Source organism: Methylobacterium aerolatum (assembly GCF_022179085.1).
Lineage (GTDB): Bacteria > Pseudomonadota > Alphaproteobacteria > Rhizobiales > Beijerinckiaceae > Methylobacterium > Methylobacterium aerolatum.
In genome coordinates, this window is sequence record NZ_BPQE01000011.1 from 331,294 (window position 1) to 348,829 (window position 17,536).

The window sequence follows — 17,536 nt, forward strand, 5'->3', positions numbered from 1 at the left end:
GGTTATTTTCACGGTGCCAGCACCCGGCGACTACGTTTCCTTAAGCACCGCGGGTTATTTGTTGTGGATGACCGTGAAACCACTTGCCCGGACAAGATCAGAGCCTGGTTTGCGCGGCGCAGACATCATTGTGCCGTATTGTCCCTCCCCAATTGGTGATCAATCCGGGACAGCGTGGGACGTCCACGCCGGGCAGGAAGCCGCCGTTCGCTCCACCGGCGATTCCCGTTCATCCGGGACGAGATCGCAGACGATGTCCGAGTTCGCCCTGAACGAGTCCGAGACCCGCCCCGCCCGCCGCGCCGCACCGCGCCGGTCGATGGTTCCCCTGGCGATCGCCGGTGTCGGCGTCGTGGCCTTGGCAGGCTTCGCCATGGCCGCCTCGTCGGTGATCGGCGACATCCTCGCTCCGCCGGCCAAGATGCCCGCCGTGGCCGTCGCCGCCGCGCCCGTGATCGACGGCGGGCTCGCCTCGAAATGGCCCGACTTGAAGGACGGGCTGCCGGTGGTGGCCGCCTCCGCCGTCAAGCCATCCGCCGAGGCCGCGCCGCCCGTGGCTGCGGCGAAGATCGAGCCGGTGAAGGTCGCGACCCTGTCGGGCGGCCCCGGCCCGGTGGCCGGGTTGAGCAAGCCCGCTCCGGGCGCCGCCGCCCCGCTCGTCGCCAAGGCCGCGGATGCCGGGGTCGTCCAGGCCGCGGCGCCCGAGCCGAAGATCGTAGACGCCAAGCCTCCCGAGGCCCGCATCCCCGTTCCCACGCCGGTGGCGGTGGTGTCGCCGCCGCCGGCGGTTAAGCCGGTGGCCCCGGCCCGCACCGCCGCCCTCGTGACGCCGCGGGAGACCGTGCGCGCCCGCGAGGACGCCGCACCGCCCCAGGCCACCCTGCCACAGGCCGCCGCGCGTCCGAAGGTCGAAGCCCCCAAGGCCGAAGCGGTCAAGTCCGAGACACCCAAGCCCGTCGCCGAGGCGGCCAAGCCCAAGGCCGAACCCGCGAAAATCCGGGAGGCGTCGGCTGAGAAAAAGGCGCCCGCTCGGTCCGCCGCCGACAAGCCGCACAGGACGGCTGCCGCCGCCAAACCGGCCCCCGCCCATCAACCGGAGGCGACCCAGACGGCCGCCGCGAAGATGACTGCCGCCAAGACGACCGTCGCCTCGGCGGAACCGGAGGAGACGAGCATCCTCGGCGTCAAGCTGCCGTCCCTGGCCCCCGCCGGCCGGAAGATCCAGGAAAGCGTCAGCGCCTTGGGCGACGCCGTTCGCAACGCATTCTGACGAACCGCCGGATCGACCTCGTCGCCCGGAAGGTGCCGCCGTTCGTACAGGGACGGCGACGCCACTGACGGCGCCGCAGAGCACCCTCGGACGTCGCATCCACCGAGATTGCCTGACTGCCCTCGCCATGAGTCGAGAGGTCTTCGTCAGCCGGGCGAACAGCCACCATTCTCCGCCGATCGCCCCCGTTTCTCCCGTCCTCGACAACGACTGCATCCGGCCAGGCGCGTCTTCGGACGAGGCGTTTACGGGATCGCATCGCTGCGTCCGCAGCGACACCGGCAGGTCCTCGGCGCCCGATGATGACCGCGACGTGCGCTGCTGAGGGTTTTGCCGGAACGGCGGCCGGTCTCGGTTTCAGAGACCCGCAAGCTCGCCGTACCGATCGCCCGCATCAACTTTCCAACCCGCCAACGCCAAAAGGCCCGAGCCGCTGTCGCGGCCGGGCCTCGTGATACTGATCAATTCCCCGCCACTAGGCGAGAGAAGACGCTTAGGCAGCGGTAGCCGGAGCGCCGGAGAACTGGCCGGCGTTGTTGGTGCTGGCCTGCGGCTGCGAAGCAGAGGGCAGGCCGGGGCGACGGCCGGCGCCGGCGACGCGGGGCTTCGGCTTCGGAGCGGCGATCAGGCCCTCGCGGATCGCGGTCTTGCGGGCCTGCTTGCGGGCGCGGCGGACGGCTTCGGCCTTCTCACGGGCGCGGCGCACCGAGGGCTTCTCGTAAGCCTTGCGCTGCTTCATCTCGCGGAAGATGCCCTCACGCTGCATCTTCTTCTTGAGGACGCGGAGGGCTTGGTCGACGTTATTGTCGCGAACGAGTACCTGCAACGGAATCGATCCTTTGGGCCTTAAGTCACGGGATACGCGACCTCGCGCCGATTCGTGAACCGACAAAGTCCCTCGCCCGGACAAAACCGGGAGGGACACTCGCGATCGGTCAACGAATCGGCGGGTGGAACGCGCCTTGGTGGAGCTTCTACACCAAGCGCCGCCGAGTTCCAAGACGGCACAGGCCCTTCTCGGGACGTATGGCAGATGCGCGTCGATGAAACCGAAGCATCGTGGCAGAGTTCCGGGTCCGGGTGTTACCATACCGCGATGAGCCTCGACGACGCCCAGCAATTCGCCAGCGACAACTACTCCGGCATCTGCCCTGAGGCGTGGGAGGCGATGGCGGCGGCGAATACCGGCCACGCTCCGGCCTATGGCGAAGACGCCTGGACCACCCGGGCGGCCGATGCCTTCCGCACCCTGTTCGAGACGCCGTGCGAAGTGTTCTTTGCCTTCAACGGCACGGCGGCGAACGCCCTGGCCCTGGCCTCCCTGTGCCAGTCCTACCACAGCGTGCTCTGCGCCGATTCGGCCCATGTCGAGACGGACGAGTGCGGCGCGCCCGAATTCTTCTCCAACGGATCGAAACTGCTCACGGTGCGCACCGAGGGCGGCAAGCTGACGCCGCAGGCGATTCGCGGCCTCGCGACCAACCGGAGCGACATCCACTTCCCGCGTCCCCGGGCGGTGACGATCACCCAGCCGACGGAGACCGGACAGGTCTACACCCTGTCGGAGATTCGCGCCCTGTCCGCCGAGTGCCGTCGTCTCGGCCTCGCCCTCCACATGGACGGGGCGCGCTTCGCCAACGCCTGCGCCAGCCTCGGCTGCAGCGCCGCCGACATGACGTGGCGTTCGGGGGTCGATGTCCTCTGCTTCGGCGGCACCAAGAACGGGATGCATGCCGGGGAGGCCGTGGTCTTCTTCGATGCCAAGCTCGCGGAGGATTTCGGCTACCGCTGCAAGCAGGCGGGCCAGCTCGCCTCGAAGATGCGCTTCCTTTCGGCCCCGTGGGTCGGGATGCTGGAGAGCGGCGCGTGGCTGCGCAATGCCCAGCACGGCAATGCCTGCGCGGCCCGCTTCGCGGCGGCGGTGTCCGGCCTGCCGGGGGTGAGCGCGCTGTTCCCGGTGGAGGCGAACGCCGTGTTCCTCAGCCTCCCTCCGGCCATGGCCGAGGGGCTGCGGTCCAGGGGGTGGCGCTTCTACACCTTCATCGGGGGCGGGGCGCGCTTCATGTTCGCCTGGGACGCCAGGGATGAGCGCATCGACCAGTTGATCGCCGACCTGAACGCGCTCGCCGCCGTGGCGGCCTGACGCCCGGGCGTCCTTGGCAGCGCGGCGAGGTCATCCAGGCACGACCCGACCGTCGGCGATGGTCCGTTGCGCCGCTTCGCTCGGCGCGCGAGCACGGCGTGGCTTTGACGGCGATCAGATCAGCGCGAGATTGGCCGGGTCGTTGCCGGGGAAGACCCGCCGCAGGGCGTTGCGGTCGAGCCCGTAGAGACGGCCGATCAGCCCCGCGAGGAGGGAGCGATAGTCGGTGAGCACCGGCCAGTCGCGATTCTGGAACAGGCTCGCCTCGCTGACGCGGACCTGTGGTCCCACGAGCCGCCCGCCCTGCACGCCGCCGCCCAGCACCCAGTAGACCGAGCCGTGCCCGTGATCGGTGCCGCGATTGCCGTTCTCGCGGAAGGTCCGCCCGAACTCGGAGAGCACGACGACCACCGTGTCGGACCAGCCGGGCCCGATCTCCTCGACGAACCCGGCGATACCGCGCCCGAGCTCGCCCATGCGGTCGGCGAGGTATCCCCTCGCGCCGCCCTGGTTGACGTGCGTGTCCCAGCCGCCGACATCCACGAAGCCGAGGTTGAAGGTCTCGCGCATCAGCGTGCCGATCCGTCGGGCGGCCAGCTCGAAGCCCTTGGCCGAGGTCGCCCCCCGGTCGGCCTGATCGGCGTGGTTCGAGACGGTGTGGTAGACCTCGTCGCGGACGCGAAAGCCCTCCGCCACCGCCCCGGCCAGGGGCGTGTCGCGGTACATCTGCGCGATGAGCTTGGCCTGCCGGTCGTCGATCCCGGGTTTGCCGACCCCGGCGACGCTCATGTTCGGGACCGAGTCGTGGCCCCGGAAGATCAGGGGCAACTGCTCGGTGAAGGCAATGGGCCGTACGCGCGTGAGTTCGGCGGCGAGGCGCGCCATGAAGCCCGAGTTGTAGTCGCGGGAGGCGCCCACGGTCTGGCCGAGCTCGATTGTGTCCTGCGTCTCGAAATGGCTGCGGGTGAGGTCGTCGGTTCCGGCGAAGGGGACGAAGGCGGCTTGCCCCTTGGCATAGAGCGGCAGGATCGTCTCGCGCAGGGCAGGGTGCAGGCCCCAGTCGCCGTCGAGGGCGAGGGCGTCCGTCCTGGCCACCGCGAGTGTGGGGCGCGATTGGTAATAGAAGTCGCTGCCCGTCGGGATCACCACGTTGGCAGCATCGTAGGCACCGCGCAGGAACACGACGAGGAGCCGGGCGTCGGCCTTCGGCGCCGCCCAGACGCGGCCGGCGACGGTGGACAGGCCGAGGCCTGCGGAGAGGGCGAGGAGGTCGCGACGGTTCATCGGGCGAATTCCGGCGAAGCGAGGTAGAGGGTGTTCCAGTCCTGGGGGGAGATCGCCTGCGCGAGGACGGTCCGCGTCGCGGGGCCCAGCGCCGGCTCCAGGGTCGAGAAGAACAGCCCGTTGGCGAGCAGCGGGAAGGCCGGCTCGTCCGGCTGTTCGCCGCCGGGCGGCTTGAACAGGCCGCCGGACCCTCCGCCGATCTGCCGGGCGATCTCGAAGCGAACCGCCAACTGTCCCGGCCCCGACCAGGAGGCCCGATCGATCGGGTAGCCGTCCGGCGTCGTGCGGTTGAAAAGCCCCTCGCCGAGGCGGTTCAGCCAGCCCAGCACCGGGCCGGTGTTGCGGATCACCCGCCCGTCGTAGGCCATGCGCAGGGCCGAGAAGACGAAGCGCATCGGGTCCTTAAAGCGGTCGGCGGCGGCCTCCGTGAAGGCGGGGCTGTGCGCGAGGGCCTCCATCACCGCCGCAATGTCCCCGTCGGTGCGCGTGAACGTCTCCGCGAGGCGGGCGGCGAGGGCGTCGTCCGGCGGGCGACCGAGGAAGTAGGTGGCCAGGGCTCGCGTCACGTTGCGGGCGGTGGCGGGGTTGCGGGCGATGAGGTCGAGGGCCTCCTCGACCTCCCCGAGGCCGCGCCCCTTGATCGTATGCCCGAGGAAGACCTTGTCGCCGTCGTCGTGCCGCTTCGGGTTGAACTCGAAGAGGCCGTCGCGCACGAAGCCGTCCGTTCGGGCGCGTTTCGGGTTCGGCGGCTCCCGGCGGGGCACGACGCCGACGCCGGTCAGGATCCGCGCCAGGGCTTCCACATCGGCCTGGCTGTAGCCGGACCCGACGCCCATCGTGTGCAACTCCATGATCTCGCGGGCATAGTTCTCGTTGAGATGCCCGGCGGCGTTGGACGCGTTGTCGAGGTAGCGAAGCATGGCGGGGTGCCGCAGCGTCGCCTCCAGCAGATCGCGGAACCGCCCCAGGGCGTGCGGCCGGATCGCGGTATCGACGTAGTCGCCGATCTCCGCCCGGATCGTCCCCTTCGCGGCGTGGACGTTGAACCGGTTGAACCAGAACCATGTCAGCCGTTCGCGGATCTGCTCCGGCGCGTAGAGGGCGCGCAGCACCGTCGCCGATGTCGCCTGCTGCCCGGCCGCCGCAAGGAAGACGCGGATGGCGCTCCGTGCGTTCTTCTTGGCCTCCGGGTCCGGCTCCTCGTTCGCGGCCCGGCCGAGGGCGTCGAAGAAGAACGCGCGCTCCACCACCGACTCCTTCGGCGTCACCGCGTCGAGGGCCGCCTGCGCCGCAGGGGACAGCGCGGAGCCGGGCGCCGGATGCAACTGCTCGGCGAGCCAGCGCTCCCGTCCCTTGGCCTGCAACTCGGCATAGGAGGACGGCGAGACGCCCCAGGTCAGGGCATCGAGGAAGGCCGCATCCTCGGCGGGCGAGGGCGCGGCGACGGATGCCGTCGCCGCGAAAAGGGCGGCGAACAGGAGAACGGAGGAGGGGAGCGCACGGGCGCGGAGGGCTGAAGACCTCGGCATCGTTGGCAAGTCCGGTCCTTCGGCGTGGCGGGAGTTGGGGAGCGTGCGGTCCGACGATGTCCCCCGTATGTCCCGAACATTGCGCTTGTTTGCACCGCCGCCCGCCGCCCGCCGCCCTTGGCCGCCCGGGTCGGGCAGGGTACACCGGCCTCCGACCGCACAGGCGCGACGAAGACCTTTCCATGTTGATGCAGACCCGAACCGAGGCGCCGCCGGCCGATCCGGTGGCCCGGCGGCGTACCTTCGCCATCATCTCCCACCCGGATGCGGGCAAGACCACGCTCACCGAGAAGCTGCTGCTGTTCGGGGGCGCGATCCAGCTCGCGGGCGAGGTCAAGGCCAAGCGCAACCGGGTCTCGACCCGTTCGGACTGGATGGGCATCGAGAAGGAGCGCGGCATCTCCGTCGTCACCTCGGTGATGACGTTCGAGTATGGCGATTGCGTCTTCAACCTCCTCGATACGCCGGGCCACGAGGATTTCTCGGAGGATACCTACCGGACCCTCACCGCGGTCGACTCGGCCGTGATGGTGATCGACGCCGCGAAGGGCATCGAGGCGCGCACGCGCAAGCTGTTCGAGGTCTGCCGCCTGCGCGACATCCCCATCGTCACCTTCGTCAACAAGCTCGACCGCGAATCCCGCGATCCGTTCGATCTGCTGGACGAGATCGAGAAGACGCTGGCCCTCGACGCCGCCCCGGTGACGTGGCCCATCGGCTCGGGCCGCAACTTCTCCGGGACGTATGAGCTCGGCACGAACCGCGTCCGCCGCCTCGACGCGGCCGAGGATGCCGGGACCGTGGCCGTCTCCGGCCCCGAGGATGCCCTGTTCGACGAGCTGCTCACCGAGAACGGCGCTGCGGATGCGTGGCGCGAGGAGGTCGAATTGGCCCAGGGCGGCCTCAAGGAGTTCGACCTCGACGCCTTCCGCGAGGGGCACCTGACCCCGGTCTTCTTCGGTTCGGCGCTCCGCAACTTCGGCGTGCGCGATCTGATCGACGGCCTCGCCAAGGTCGCTCCGCCGCCGCGCGGCCAGGACGCGGACAAGCGCCGGGTGGAGCCCACCGAGGGCCGGATGACCGGCTTCGTCTTCAAGATCCAGGCGAACATGGACCCGAACCACCGGGACCGCATCGCCTTCATGCGGGTCTGCTCGGGCAAGCTCAACCGCGGGATGAAGGCGCGTCTCGTGCGCACGGGCAAGCCGATCTCGCTCTCGGCGCCGCAATTCTTCTTCGCCCAGGACAGGGCCATCGCGGACGAGGCCTATGCCGGCGACGTGGTGGGTATCCCCAACCACGGCACGCTCCGCATCGGCGACACGCTGACCGAGGGCGAGGACATCGTGTTCCGCGGCGTGCCGAGCTTCGCACCGGAAATCCTGCGCCGGATCAAGCTTACCGACGCGATGAAGGCCAAGAAGCTGAAGGAAGCCCTTCAGCAGATGGGCGAGGAGGGCGTCGTGCAGGTCTTCGTGCCCTACGACGGCAGCCAAGCCATCGTCGGCGTGGTCGGCGCGCTCCAGCTCGACGTGCTGAAGGAGCGTCTCCAGGCGGAATACGGCCTGCCCGTGGATTACGAGACGTCGCGCTTCACCGTCTGCCGATGGGTCTCGTCCGATTCGGCGGTCGATCTCGACAAGTTCATCGACAGCCACGGCTCGGCCATGGCGAGCGACCTCGACGGCGCGCCGGTCTTCATGGCCTCGACGGCCTTCTCGCTTCGCTACGAGGAGGAGCGCTACCCGGCCGTCCGCTTCACCGACGTGAAGGACTACCAGAAGAAGGCGGAGTGACCGCGCGGCGTCGCTGAAGCCATCGCTTCGCCGACGCTCGCGATGATCGGGAGAGGTGTCCGGCGCCTCAGAACTTCCCCAGCATCGGGAAATCCTGGGACAGGGTCGATTCGGCGGCGATGGGCGCCTCGCGCTTGCGCGGCTTGCGGTTGATGACCTGCTTCAGCTTCGTCTTCAGCACCGCGATGTCGAAGGGCTTCAGGATGAAGGCGTCGGCCCCGGCCTGGTGGGCGAGGTTGATGTCCTCGAAGTCGAAGGACGCCTCGGTCAGGATGAAGGGCGTGTTCATCAGCGCGTCGTCGCCGCGAATCTCCCGCAGCAGCGTGAGCCCGTCCATCGGCTCCATGTCGAGGTCGGAGATCACCAGGGCATAGCGGCGCGAGCGCAGCTTCTCCAGGGCCTCCTCTCCGCTGGAGGCGCCGTCGACGTCGGGGAAGCCGATGCGCGACAGCAGCATCACCACGAGGCGGAGCAGCTTCTCCTGATCGTCCACGACGAGGATCGGCGGGTGGTCGGTCGGCTCGCTCATGGAACCTCAAACGAAAAGATGGTCGATGCCCTGGCGGGACATCGCATCGGCCTGGAGGGCCGTCGCAAGGCTGTGGATCGCCGTCGCCTTGGGCGTGCCGCGCTGGAACATCGGCAGCAGGGCGGCCTTGGCGAAGAGGGTGTCGTTTGCCGCCGAGCGTTGCGCGCACTTGAAGGAGTTCACGAACTCCCGCTTGGCGATCTCGCGCCATTCGCAGATCTGGACATCCCGGTGGCGCTGGTCGGCCCCGATCCGCTCGAAGGTTTCCTGAACGGAACTGCGCTCGCCCTCGATGATCTGCGCGGCGAAGTTCCCCTCGATGAGGAGGAAGCTCGTGATCACCGAGAACTCGTTCTTCTTCTGCGCGACGCGCGTGATGTCGTCGATCTGCGCCGACCGCTTGGCCTGATCGGAGGCGAGGGCCAGCCGCGAGAAGTAAATGATATGGACGAGGCTCGTTCGCTTCGGCCGCATGACCCTGGGTCCAGATGCATGGGCGGCTTCCGAGGGAAGGCCGCGATCCGGGCCGGATCATCGCGGAGCGAGCATAACGGCACGTAAACGGAGTCGGCCGCGACTGCAAAAACGGCGGTCCCAGCCGACCGATAATCGGCAATTTTTGCCGTCCGCGCGATAAATGCTCGGCCAACCCTGCCGGGTCGGCAGTCATTGGGGAGGTCTTCTCCTAGGGAAACGCGCGCCAAGACTTGGCACGCCGGTTGCGCAACTCCGGCAGTTGCGTCCCGGGGACCCTTCGCCATGGACATCTTTTCCGCCCTGCAAACCTCCGTGTCCGGCCTGCAGGCTCAGTCGTACGCCATCGCCAACATCTCCGGGAACATCGCGAACTCGCAGACCACCGGCTTCAAGCGGATCGACACCTCCTTCATCGACCTGATGGCCGAACAGACGCCCAAGCGCGAGGTGTCGGGCACGGTGCTGGCACAGGCGCAGCTCACGAACACAATCCAGGGCAACGTGATCTCGTCCCAGGTCGCCACCAACATGGCGATCAACGGGCAGGGCTTCTTCACGGTCGCGCAGAAGACCAGCGACGCGGGCGGCCAGCCGGTCATCAGCGGGCAGACCACCTACACGCGCCGGGGCGACTTCGCCCCCGACAAGGACGGCTACCTCGTCAACGGGGCGGGCGACTACCTGCTCGGGCAGAACATCGATCCGACGACGGGTCAGGCCTCGACGACGGGGCTGATCAAGATCAGCAACTCGAACCTGCCCGCCCAGCCGACGAAGACGATCAACTACGCCGCCAACCTGCCGGCGACGCCGATCACCTCCTCCTCGCCGACGACCGGCTCCGATCTCTACACGCCCGCCGTCGCCTCCTCGGTCGTGACGCCCGCCGCGCCGGGCCCCGCGACGCAGGTCGGCGTCGCCGACGCGCCGAACTTCGTCAGCAACAGCATCGCCGGTCCGACGGTGACCGCCTACACCACCTCCGGCGCCCCGGTCACCGTGGCGACCCGCTGGGCGAAGGTGCAGGACGCCTCGGCCGCCGACCCTACCTCGGTGTGGAACCTCTACTATCAGGCGGACACGACCACCACGGCGACCAACAGCGCCTGGACGAATGTCGGTAGCCCCTTCGTCTTCTCGTCGGCGGGCCAGCTCCAGAGCCCGGTCGGTGGCACCACGATCAACGCCCTCACGGTGAGCGGGACCAATCTCGGCAACGTGAAACTCAATATCGGCGCGGGGGCGCTGACCGCCTACGCCGATACTACCGGCGCCGCGACGACGAACACGCTCACGCAGGACGGCTATACCTCCGGCACGCTCAAGAACGTGGCGGTGGGACAGGACGGCACCATCAACGGCACGTATTCCAACGGCTCGGTGCTCACGCTCGCCAACGTCGGCTTCGCGCGCTTCAACAACCCCAACGGGCTGAAGGCCGATTCCTTCGGCCACTACTACCAGACGGTCGATTCCGGCTCGCCGCTCCAGGGGCTGGCGGGAGCGACGATCGTCGGCGAGAGCAACGAGCAGTCCAATACGGACATTGCGACGGAATTCTCGAAGATGATCGTAACCCAGCAGGCGTACTCTGCGAACACGCGGGTCATGTCGACTGCCCAGACGATGATGACCGACCTTCTCAACGTGATCCGGTAAGGGGCGCGCCCGAGCACCCTGAACCCCATCCTGAATGCAGAAAGGGCCCCGGCGGTGAGTCTCAACGCGCTGTGGACCGCGACGGCGGGCCTCAAGGCGACCCAGGCGGCGATCAGCGTCGTCTCGCAGAACGTCGCCAATGCCGGGACGGCGGGCTATGTCCGCCGGACCATCGACACGGTGCCCACCGGGCCTGGCAACAGCGGCGTGGCGGTCGGCGCCGTCACGCGCAACTTCGATGCGGCGGCCCTCAAGCAGCTTCGCTCGGAGACGGCCGGCGCCGCCTACACGGCGACCCGCGCCGACATCACGAGCCAGATCGACAAGCTCTACGGCACGCCCGGCAGCGCGACGGCCCTCGACGGCACGCTGAACACCTTCACCAACTCGCTCCAGCAGCTCTCCGCGAGCCCGAACTCGGCCGCCGCGCGCACCGCGGTGCTCAGCAACGCCGCCGCACTGGCCGGCCAGATCAACGCCGCCGCAGGAAGCGTGCAGGACCTGCGAACGGGCGTCGAAGCGCAGCTCGGCAGCGACACGGCGGCGGCGAGCACCCTCCTCAAGAATATCGCGACCCTCAATTCCAAGATCCAGAACACCCTGGACGACACCGCCCGCGCGGACCTTCAGGACCAGCGCGACCAGGCGGTGAACAGCCTCGCGAGCTACATGGACATCTCGACCGTCGATCAGCGCGACGGCACGACGACGGTCCTGACCGGCTCCGGCGTGACGCTGGTGGACCGGGGCAGCGCCGCGTCCCTCACCTTCGACGGGCGCGGCACGCTCAATGCGACCTCCGCCTACTCGACGGACCCGACGAAGCGGACGGTGGGCACCATCACGGCCACGACGCCGGGCGGTGCCAAGATCGACCTCGGCTCGCCGGGCGCCCTCCGCTCGGGCAGCCTCGCCGCCGGCCTGGAGCTGCGCGACACGACCCTACCCCAGGCCCAACGCCAGCTCGACGACCTCGCGAGCGGCCTCGCCGGCTCGCTCACCGACAACACGGTGACGGGCACCGTGACCGCCAACTCCGCCGCCATCGACCTGACGGGCATCCAGGCCGGCAACACGCTGACGATTCCCGTGACCCTGTCGAATGGCAGCGTGCGCAACATCTCGCTGATCGCCTCGACCTCGCCCACCGCCACGGTCGATCCCTCCGTGACGAACGATTCCACGGGCTTCGCCCAGACCTTCGACATCTCCGGCGGCCCCGCGACCTACGCCAACGCGATCCAGACCGCGCTCAACGCCCTCTCGGCCGCCGCCACGGCCAAGGGCTACCCCGCGGTTCCGACCCTCACGGCCACCGGCACCACGGCCAGCGTGACCCTAACCGGCACTGCCAGTACCGCCGTGAAGGGCGCGAGCGCCACCATCACCGCGCCCACGAGCGCGAGCGACTTCACGACGGGCTTTCCCAAGATCGCCCTGTTCACCGACGGGACGAACAAGCTCTACACCGGCTCCCTCGAGTCGGGCGCACAGATCACCGGATTCGCCCAGCGGATCACGGTCAACGGGGCGCTCGTCAGCAATCCGGCCCCCCTCACGGCCGCGAGCGCGACGGATCCCACCGCGTCGGGCGCCCGCGCCCTGTCGATCTTCAATACACTGACCACGGCGCAGCACACCTTCTCCTCGGCCAGCGGCATCGGCGGGATCGCGGCGCCCTACACAACCAGCGTCACCGGTTTCGCCCGCGACGTGATCGCGGCGCAGGGCTCGGCCTCCACCAGCGCCGCGACCATGAACGATACCCAGCAGGTCGCCCTCTCAACCGCCCAGAGCCGCTTCGCGTCGAGCGCCGGGGTCAACATCGACGAGGAGATGTCGAACCTCATCGCCCTTCAGACGGCCTACGGTGCCAATGCCCGCGTCCTGACCGCCGCCCGCGACATGCTCAACCAGCTGCTGCAGATCTGATGACGACCATCGCCCCCTTCGCGGCCGGCAGCTATGCCACGAGCCGCTCCACCTCCCAGCTCCTCGCGCTGAAGTCGCAGCTGAACGACCTCACGACGCAGCTCGGCACCGGCCTGACGGCCCAGAGTTATGGTGGACTCGGGACCGGCCGATCCGCCGCGCTCTCGGCCCAGGCGTCGATCAGCGCCCTCGACGGCTACTCCGCCGTGATCGACACGGCCCAGACCCGCGCCAAGCTCGCCACCACCAGCATGACGCAGGTCGTGACCGTCGCGTCGAACGCTGCGGCGGCGTTGCAGAACGGGTTGCAGAGCTCGCCCGCCGGATCGCAGGCCGTGAAGGCGACGGCGCTGAACAATTTCAGTGCCGCGATCGATGCCCTCAACCAATCGGACGGCATTATCTTTCTGTTCGGCGGCCGCGACGGGACCACCGCGCCGGTCCTCGACACGAACACGATCCTCTACGGGACCGTCGATGCTAACGGGAACACGCTGGCGGGGCTGAAGACCCTGGTGGACGATCAAGTCAAGGCCGATCTCGGAACCGGTCTCAACGGCCGCCTGACGCAGACCACCACTGGCACCGCCGTCACGCTCACCGAGGACACGACGGCCCAGGCCGTTTCGCCTGCCGGTCCCTTCGGCTTCACGATCCAAAGCGTTGGCTCCAGCAATCCCGCCGCGCTCGCACCGGTGACGAACCTTGCGGCCCCGGCCTCCTCCACCGTCACCGTGGCGGCTCAGCCATCCGACGGCGACACGCTAACGTTTACCCTCGGCATGCCCGGCGGGGGGAGCACCACCGTCACCCTGACAGCATCGAAATCGACGGGCGCGGTGGCCTCCGGGACGTTCTCCATCGGCGCCGACGTCGCCACCACGACGGCGAACCTCTCGGCCGCCCTGAGCTCAGCGCTGCAGAATACCGCGGCGCCAGCGCTCTCAGCGAATGCCACCGCGCGGGCCAGCCAGAACTTCTTCACGGGTTCAGCCAAGGGCAACGTCGTGCCCGAGCGCATCACTTTCACGGGGTCAGTGCCGAGCTATACGCCCGGCACAGCCACCAACACAGTGCTCTGGTACCGTGGCGACGATTCGGGCGGCGATCCCCGCGCCACGCAGACCATTCAGGTCGGTTCGAGTTCCTCCGTCCAGCTCGGGGTCCGCGCGAACGAGGCGCCGATCCGTTCGGTGCTCGCCGGCCTCGCCACCGTCGCCCTCGGCATCCCCGCGAACTCCGCGACGTCCTCGGCCTACGCCGCCGTGGCGGCGCAGGCCGCGCCCCTTCTGGCGGCGGGCAACACCGGCTCCAGCGTGCAGGACATCGTGACTGACCTGAGCCTTGCCTCGGCCCGGATGAGCTCGGCGGCCAGCACCAACACGTCGCAGAAAAGCACGCTTCAGGACACGGTCGATGGGATCGAGCAAGCCTCGACCGAGGAGGTCGCGACGAAGCTGCTCGAACTCCAAAACCGGCTTCAGGCGAGCTACCAGATCACGGCGTCGCTCTCGAAGTTGTCCCTCACGAATTACCTTTCCTGACCCATCGTTCGGGCCATTGCGGCAAGCCGAGGTCAAGGACAGCGGCGTGGAGCCCGCCGGGAAGCACATGGCTCTTGGAGGATAGAAGTCCTGCCTCGACCTTCCGGGCGAGGAACACTAGTGTTCCTTGCATCATAGTGTCGCCGCTTTTTCGGCGTCAGTGGCGATGCTTGGAATGCCGTCAACGGCATCGCGTGAGTCCTGTCCATGTCCTACCACGATCCCATCGCGGAGATCCGCCGGCTCGGCGCCGGGCCCCGCATCGGCGCGATCGTCCTGGCGGAACAGATCGTGGATTCGCATATCGGGGGCTTCGGCCCTCCCGAGAACCGGCGGCTCGCCCTGGACGCGATGCTGCGCGACCTCGCCCGCCTGCGCCGCCGCGACCCCGCGCTGGACGGCTTCGTGACGCAGATCGAAACCTACATCGACGGGCTGCACCGCGAGCTCGATCGCCGCGCGGCGTGAGCGAGAAAGGCCCCGCGACGGACGGCTGAGCGGCGAGGGCACCCGCGGCGCTGTCGTCGCGAGCGCTGCGACTCAATTCTGGAATACGCCACGCGCGGGACGATCCCGCTCCCCTGTGCCAATCCACCTGACAACGAAGGTGGGGAGTCGGGAGTCCATTCCCCGAACCGAACCCGGCGTCAGAGCGAGCGGGACATCACCAGCGGCCCGCTGCGTGCACCCCGTCCATAGGGCGAGGGGGCCATCGTCGCACCGTAGCCCGTGGGGGCGCGGGATTTGGCGATGTCGTCCGCAAGGTTGCGGATCAATCCCTCACAGACGGTGCGGGCGGTGGCGAGAACCTTCTGGTTCGCCTCCAGGGCGGCGGTGAAGGCGCCGTGGGCGCCGCGCAGGTGCTCGACGCCCTTCGGATCGAAGCGGACGAGAGCCACGGCGTTGGACTTCGCGGCCTCCAGTTGCCGCATGTAGGTGGCCGCCAGCGCCGCTTTCGGCTCGGCCGCGACGACACCCGCCTTCAGGCGCCCGGCGCGGACGTGGTCCGCCTCCGCGTCGAGCACGGCCTGAAGGGCCGTCATGCTGGACAGGACGCCCGACACCAGCGCCTCCGCGCCGGCGCGATCCACGATGCGAAACGGCTCAGCCGCCGACATTCGTCGCTCCCTGCATCTTCATCATCTCCCGGAACACCGAGTCGCTGATGCCAACTCCCCCGCTTTGTACGATCTTGTTCGCATACTCTTTCGTTAACATCGAACGATAAACGCCACCGCCCGTGCCGTTTTCACCGAGGGGACCGTCCGTTCCTTCGGATTGGGTCATCTTGTCGAGGCTGTTCTCCAAAAACATCTTCTCGAAGTCGGTCGCGGTCTTCTTGAGCTTGGCCGTTTTGGCGTCGCCCACCGATCCGGTGGCGGTCGCTTCCGCGACGCTGCCGGCGATGGACTTGCCGACCCCGATGGCGGCGCTCGCCGCGATGGCTGCTAGCTGGATCATGGCTTTCCCCTCACATGAGTTCGATGTCGGCCTGGAGCGCCCCGGCGGACTTGATGGCCTGGAGGATGGAGATCAGGTCGCGGGGGCCGACGCCCAGCGCGTTGAGGCCATCGACGAGGTCGCGCAGGCTGACGCCTTCCTTGACCAGGGCGAGCTTGTTGCCGTCCCCCGTATCGACCTTCACTCCCGTGCGCGGCACGACGGCGGTCTGCCCGTTCGAGAGCGGGGCCGGCTGGCTGACCTGGGGCTGCTCGGTGATGGTGACGGTGAGGTTGCCCTGGGCGATGGCGACGGTGGAGACCCGCACGTCGCGGCCCATCACGATGATGCCGGAGCGCTCGTCCACCACCACGCGGGCCGCCTGATCGGGCTCCACCTTCAACTGCTCCACCTCGGTGATGAGGCGCATCATGTTGCCGTGATAGCGGGCCGGGATCTGGATCGTGACGGTCGCCGGGTCCGTGGGCTCGGCCGTATCGGCGCCCATGAAGTCGTTGATGGCCGCCGCGATCCGCTTCGAGGTGGTGAAGTCCGGGTTGCGCAGCGACAGGCGGAGCGAGCGCGCATCGTTCAGCTTGAAGGCGATCTCGCGCTCGATGTTGGCACCGTTGGAGATGCGGCCGTTGGTGGGCACGCCGCGCGTGATCTTGGCCGCGTCGCCCTCCGCCGAGAAGCCCGCGATGGCGATGGAGCCCTGCGCCAGCGCGTAGACCTCGCCGTCGGCGCCCAGCAGCGGCGTCACGAGGAGCGTGCCGCCCTGGAGGGACTTCGCGTCGCCGAGCGACGAGACGGTGACGTCGATCCGCGTGCCCTGCGAGGCGAAGGGCGGCAGGTTCGCCGTCACCATCACCGCCGCCAGGTTCTGCGTGCGCATCGTGGCGCCGCGGGTGTTGACGCCGAGGCGCTCCAGCATCGCCTGGAGCGACTGCTTGGTGAAGGGGATGTTGTTCAGCGTATCGCCGGTGCCGTTGAGGCCCACCACGATGCCGTAGCCGACGAGCTGGTTCTGGCGCACGCCCTCGATGGAGGCGAGATCCTTCACCCGCGACAGGGCGAGGGCCGGGCCGCCGAGGGCGACGAGCGCCATCACGGCGCCGACGAGGGCCGAGACGAGGGCGGGGAGGCGGGACGTCGTGAGACGGGAATGCATGCCGGTTTCGCTGGGTGGCGGGGCCGGCCCGTTCCACGCCAGCCCCGTGCCAACAGCGACGGAGAGCTAAGTAATTGAAAAATCACAGCAACCGTTTCGGGCGGCGTGGATGCCCCCGGTTCAATTCCTGCCGACCCGGCAGCTTCTGCCGGGCCGTTTACCGCCGCTTAACCCTGCGGGGCGGAAAGTTGCCTCATCCTCCCGGTCCTTGAAGAGACGATGCGCGTCGATCACCGCCAGCCGATCCGGACGACCAGCGGCGTCTCGGCCGGACGCCGGACCGAGGGGGCCCGCGGCTTCAGCCTCGACGCCGCCGCCGAGGGCCCCGCCCACGCTTCCGCCCCCGCCGGACCGGCGACGCTCGCCGGCCTCGACGCGGTGCTCCTGCTGCAGGCCGAAACGGAGACGCCGCAGCAGCGCCGCCGCCGCGCCGCCCAGCGGGGCCACGACCTCCTCGACGGTCTCGACCGGCTGAAGGCCGCGATCCTCGGAGGGCGGGTCAGCGCGCAGGATCTGCGGGCCGTCGCCGGCCGTCTCGCCGAGCGATCCGGCTCCTCCGGCGACCCGCGCCTCGATGGCCTGATGGCGGAGATCGAGCTGCGCGCGGCGGTGGAACTGGCCAAGCTTGAAGCACGGCGGCGGGGATAGATTTCTTTTTGTCTCTTTGGATCGCCCGTCGCTCGCTCGAGCGCGGGCACGATCCGCCTGCGGGGAAGGGGGGCGGGAAAGACCGCCGCGTTCGATCCGGCACCGCCCACTTCA

Annotated in this window: 16 protein-coding genes; 8 read left to right on the plus strand and 8 right to left on the minus strand. The window is 68.9% G+C overall.

What is annotated here, in order from left to right; genetic code table 11:
- The first annotated feature begins 253 nt into the window (after positions 1-253).
- On the plus strand, positions 254-1,270 hold the full coding sequence (locus MFF06_RS08410; RefSeq protein WP_238202832.1) for a hypothetical protein: 1,017 nt from the start codon (positions 254-256) through the stop codon (positions 1,268-1,270).
- 493 nt (positions 1,271-1,763) lie between these two features.
- Here MFF06_RS08410 and rpsU read toward each other — a convergent pair whose 3' ends face one another.
- Positions 1,764-2,096, minus strand: coding sequence for a 30S ribosomal protein S21 (gene rpsU, locus MFF06_RS08415; protein ID WP_238202833.1), 333 nt, complete (start codon positions 2,094-2,096; stop codon positions 1,764-1,766).
- A gap of 270 nt (positions 2,097-2,366) precedes the next feature.
- Between rpsU and MFF06_RS08420 the strand changes: the two genes are divergently transcribed.
- Positions 2,367-3,413: a threonine aldolase family protein gene (locus MFF06_RS08420; protein WP_238202834.1), complete on the plus strand. Its 1,047-nt coding sequence runs from the start codon at positions 2,367-2,369 to the stop codon at positions 3,411-3,413.
- Positions 3,414-3,527: 114 nt separating this feature from the next.
- Here MFF06_RS08420 and MFF06_RS08425 read toward each other — a convergent pair whose 3' ends face one another.
- On the minus strand, positions 3,528-4,697 hold the full coding sequence (locus MFF06_RS08425; protein ID WP_238202835.1) for a DUF1501 domain-containing protein: 1,170 nt from the start codon (positions 4,695-4,697) through the stop codon (positions 3,528-3,530).
- On the minus strand, positions 4,694-6,226 hold the full coding sequence (locus MFF06_RS08430; RefSeq protein WP_238202836.1) for a DUF1800 domain-containing protein: 1,533 nt from the start codon (positions 6,224-6,226) through the stop codon (positions 4,694-4,696). Before MFF06_RS08430 ends, MFF06_RS08425 begins: the two co-directional genes overlap by 4 nt.
- 182 nt (positions 6,227-6,408) lie before the next feature.
- Here MFF06_RS08430 and MFF06_RS08435 point away from each other — a divergent pair, with 182 nt between their 5' ends.
- Positions 6,409-8,022: a peptide chain release factor 3 gene (locus MFF06_RS08435; protein WP_238202837.1), complete on the plus strand. Its 1,614-nt coding sequence runs from the start codon at positions 6,409-6,411 to the stop codon at positions 8,020-8,022.
- Positions 8,023-8,089: 67 nt separating this feature from the next.
- On the opposite strand, the gene MFF06_RS08440 is transcribed toward MFF06_RS08435, so the two are convergent.
- Complete coding sequence (locus tag MFF06_RS08440) at positions 8,090-8,551, minus strand: response regulator (protein ID WP_238202839.1); 462 nt, start codon at positions 8,549-8,551, stop codon at positions 8,090-8,092.
- Between the two features lie 6 nt (positions 8,552-8,557).
- Positions 8,558-9,025 (minus strand): BLUF domain-containing protein, encoded by a 468-nt coding sequence (locus MFF06_RS08445; RefSeq protein ID WP_238202841.1) that lies wholly within the window; start codon positions 9,023-9,025, stop codon positions 8,558-8,560.
- A gap of 285 nt (positions 9,026-9,310) precedes the next feature.
- Here MFF06_RS08445 and MFF06_RS08450 point away from each other — a divergent pair, with 285 nt between their 5' ends.
- The 4 genes from MFF06_RS08450 to MFF06_RS08465 all read left to right on the plus strand — a co-directional run bounded on the left by MFF06_RS08450 (position 9,311) and on the right by MFF06_RS08465 (position 14,631).
- Positions 9,311-10,687, plus strand: a complete 1,377-nt coding sequence (locus MFF06_RS08450; protein WP_238202843.1) for a flagellar hook protein FlgE — start codon at positions 9,311-9,313, stop codon at positions 10,685-10,687.
- Positions 10,688-10,741: 54 nt separating this feature from the next.
- Positions 10,742-12,619: a flagellar hook-associated protein FlgK gene (gene flgK / locus MFF06_RS08455; RefSeq protein WP_238202845.1), complete on the plus strand. Its 1,878-nt coding sequence runs from the start codon at positions 10,742-10,744 to the stop codon at positions 12,617-12,619.
- Complete coding sequence (locus MFF06_RS08460) at positions 12,619-14,163, plus strand: flagellin family protein (RefSeq protein WP_238202847.1); 1,545 nt, start codon at positions 12,619-12,621, stop codon at positions 14,161-14,163. The genes flgK and MFF06_RS08460 overlap by 1 nt, the downstream gene beginning before the upstream one ends.
- Positions 14,164-14,370: 207 nt before the next feature.
- A complete protein-coding gene (locus tag MFF06_RS08465; RefSeq protein WP_238202849.1) occupies positions 14,371-14,631 on the plus strand; it encodes a hypothetical protein in 261 nt (86 codons plus the stop codon).
- A gap of 179 nt (positions 14,632-14,810) precedes the next feature.
- On the opposite strand, the gene MFF06_RS08470 is transcribed toward MFF06_RS08465, so the two are convergent.
- Genes MFF06_RS08470 through MFF06_RS08480 form a run of 3 tightly spaced genes read right to left on the minus strand, consistent with a single transcriptional unit; the run spans position 14,811 to position 16,774 of the window.
- Positions 14,811-15,281, minus strand: a complete 471-nt coding sequence (locus tag MFF06_RS08470) for a hypothetical protein (RefSeq protein WP_238202851.1) — start codon at positions 15,279-15,281, stop codon at positions 14,811-14,813.
- Positions 15,268-15,624, minus strand: coding sequence for a rod-binding protein (locus MFF06_RS08475; RefSeq protein WP_238202853.1), 357 nt, complete (start codon positions 15,622-15,624; stop codon positions 15,268-15,270). The genes MFF06_RS08470 and MFF06_RS08475 overlap by 14 nt, the downstream gene beginning before the upstream one ends.
- Before the next feature lie 10 nt (positions 15,625-15,634).
- Positions 15,635-16,774 (minus strand): flagellar basal body P-ring protein FlgI, encoded by a 1,140-nt coding sequence (locus MFF06_RS08480; RefSeq protein ID WP_370876629.1) that lies wholly within the window; start codon positions 16,772-16,774, stop codon positions 15,635-15,637.
- Positions 16,775-16,993: 219 nt separating this feature from the next.
- Between MFF06_RS08480 and MFF06_RS08485 the strand changes: the two genes are divergently transcribed.
- Positions 16,994-17,422, plus strand: coding sequence for a flagellar assembly protein FliX (locus tag MFF06_RS08485; protein WP_238202855.1), 429 nt, complete (start codon positions 16,994-16,996; stop codon positions 17,420-17,422).
- Positions 17,423-17,536: the final 114 nt, after the last annotated feature.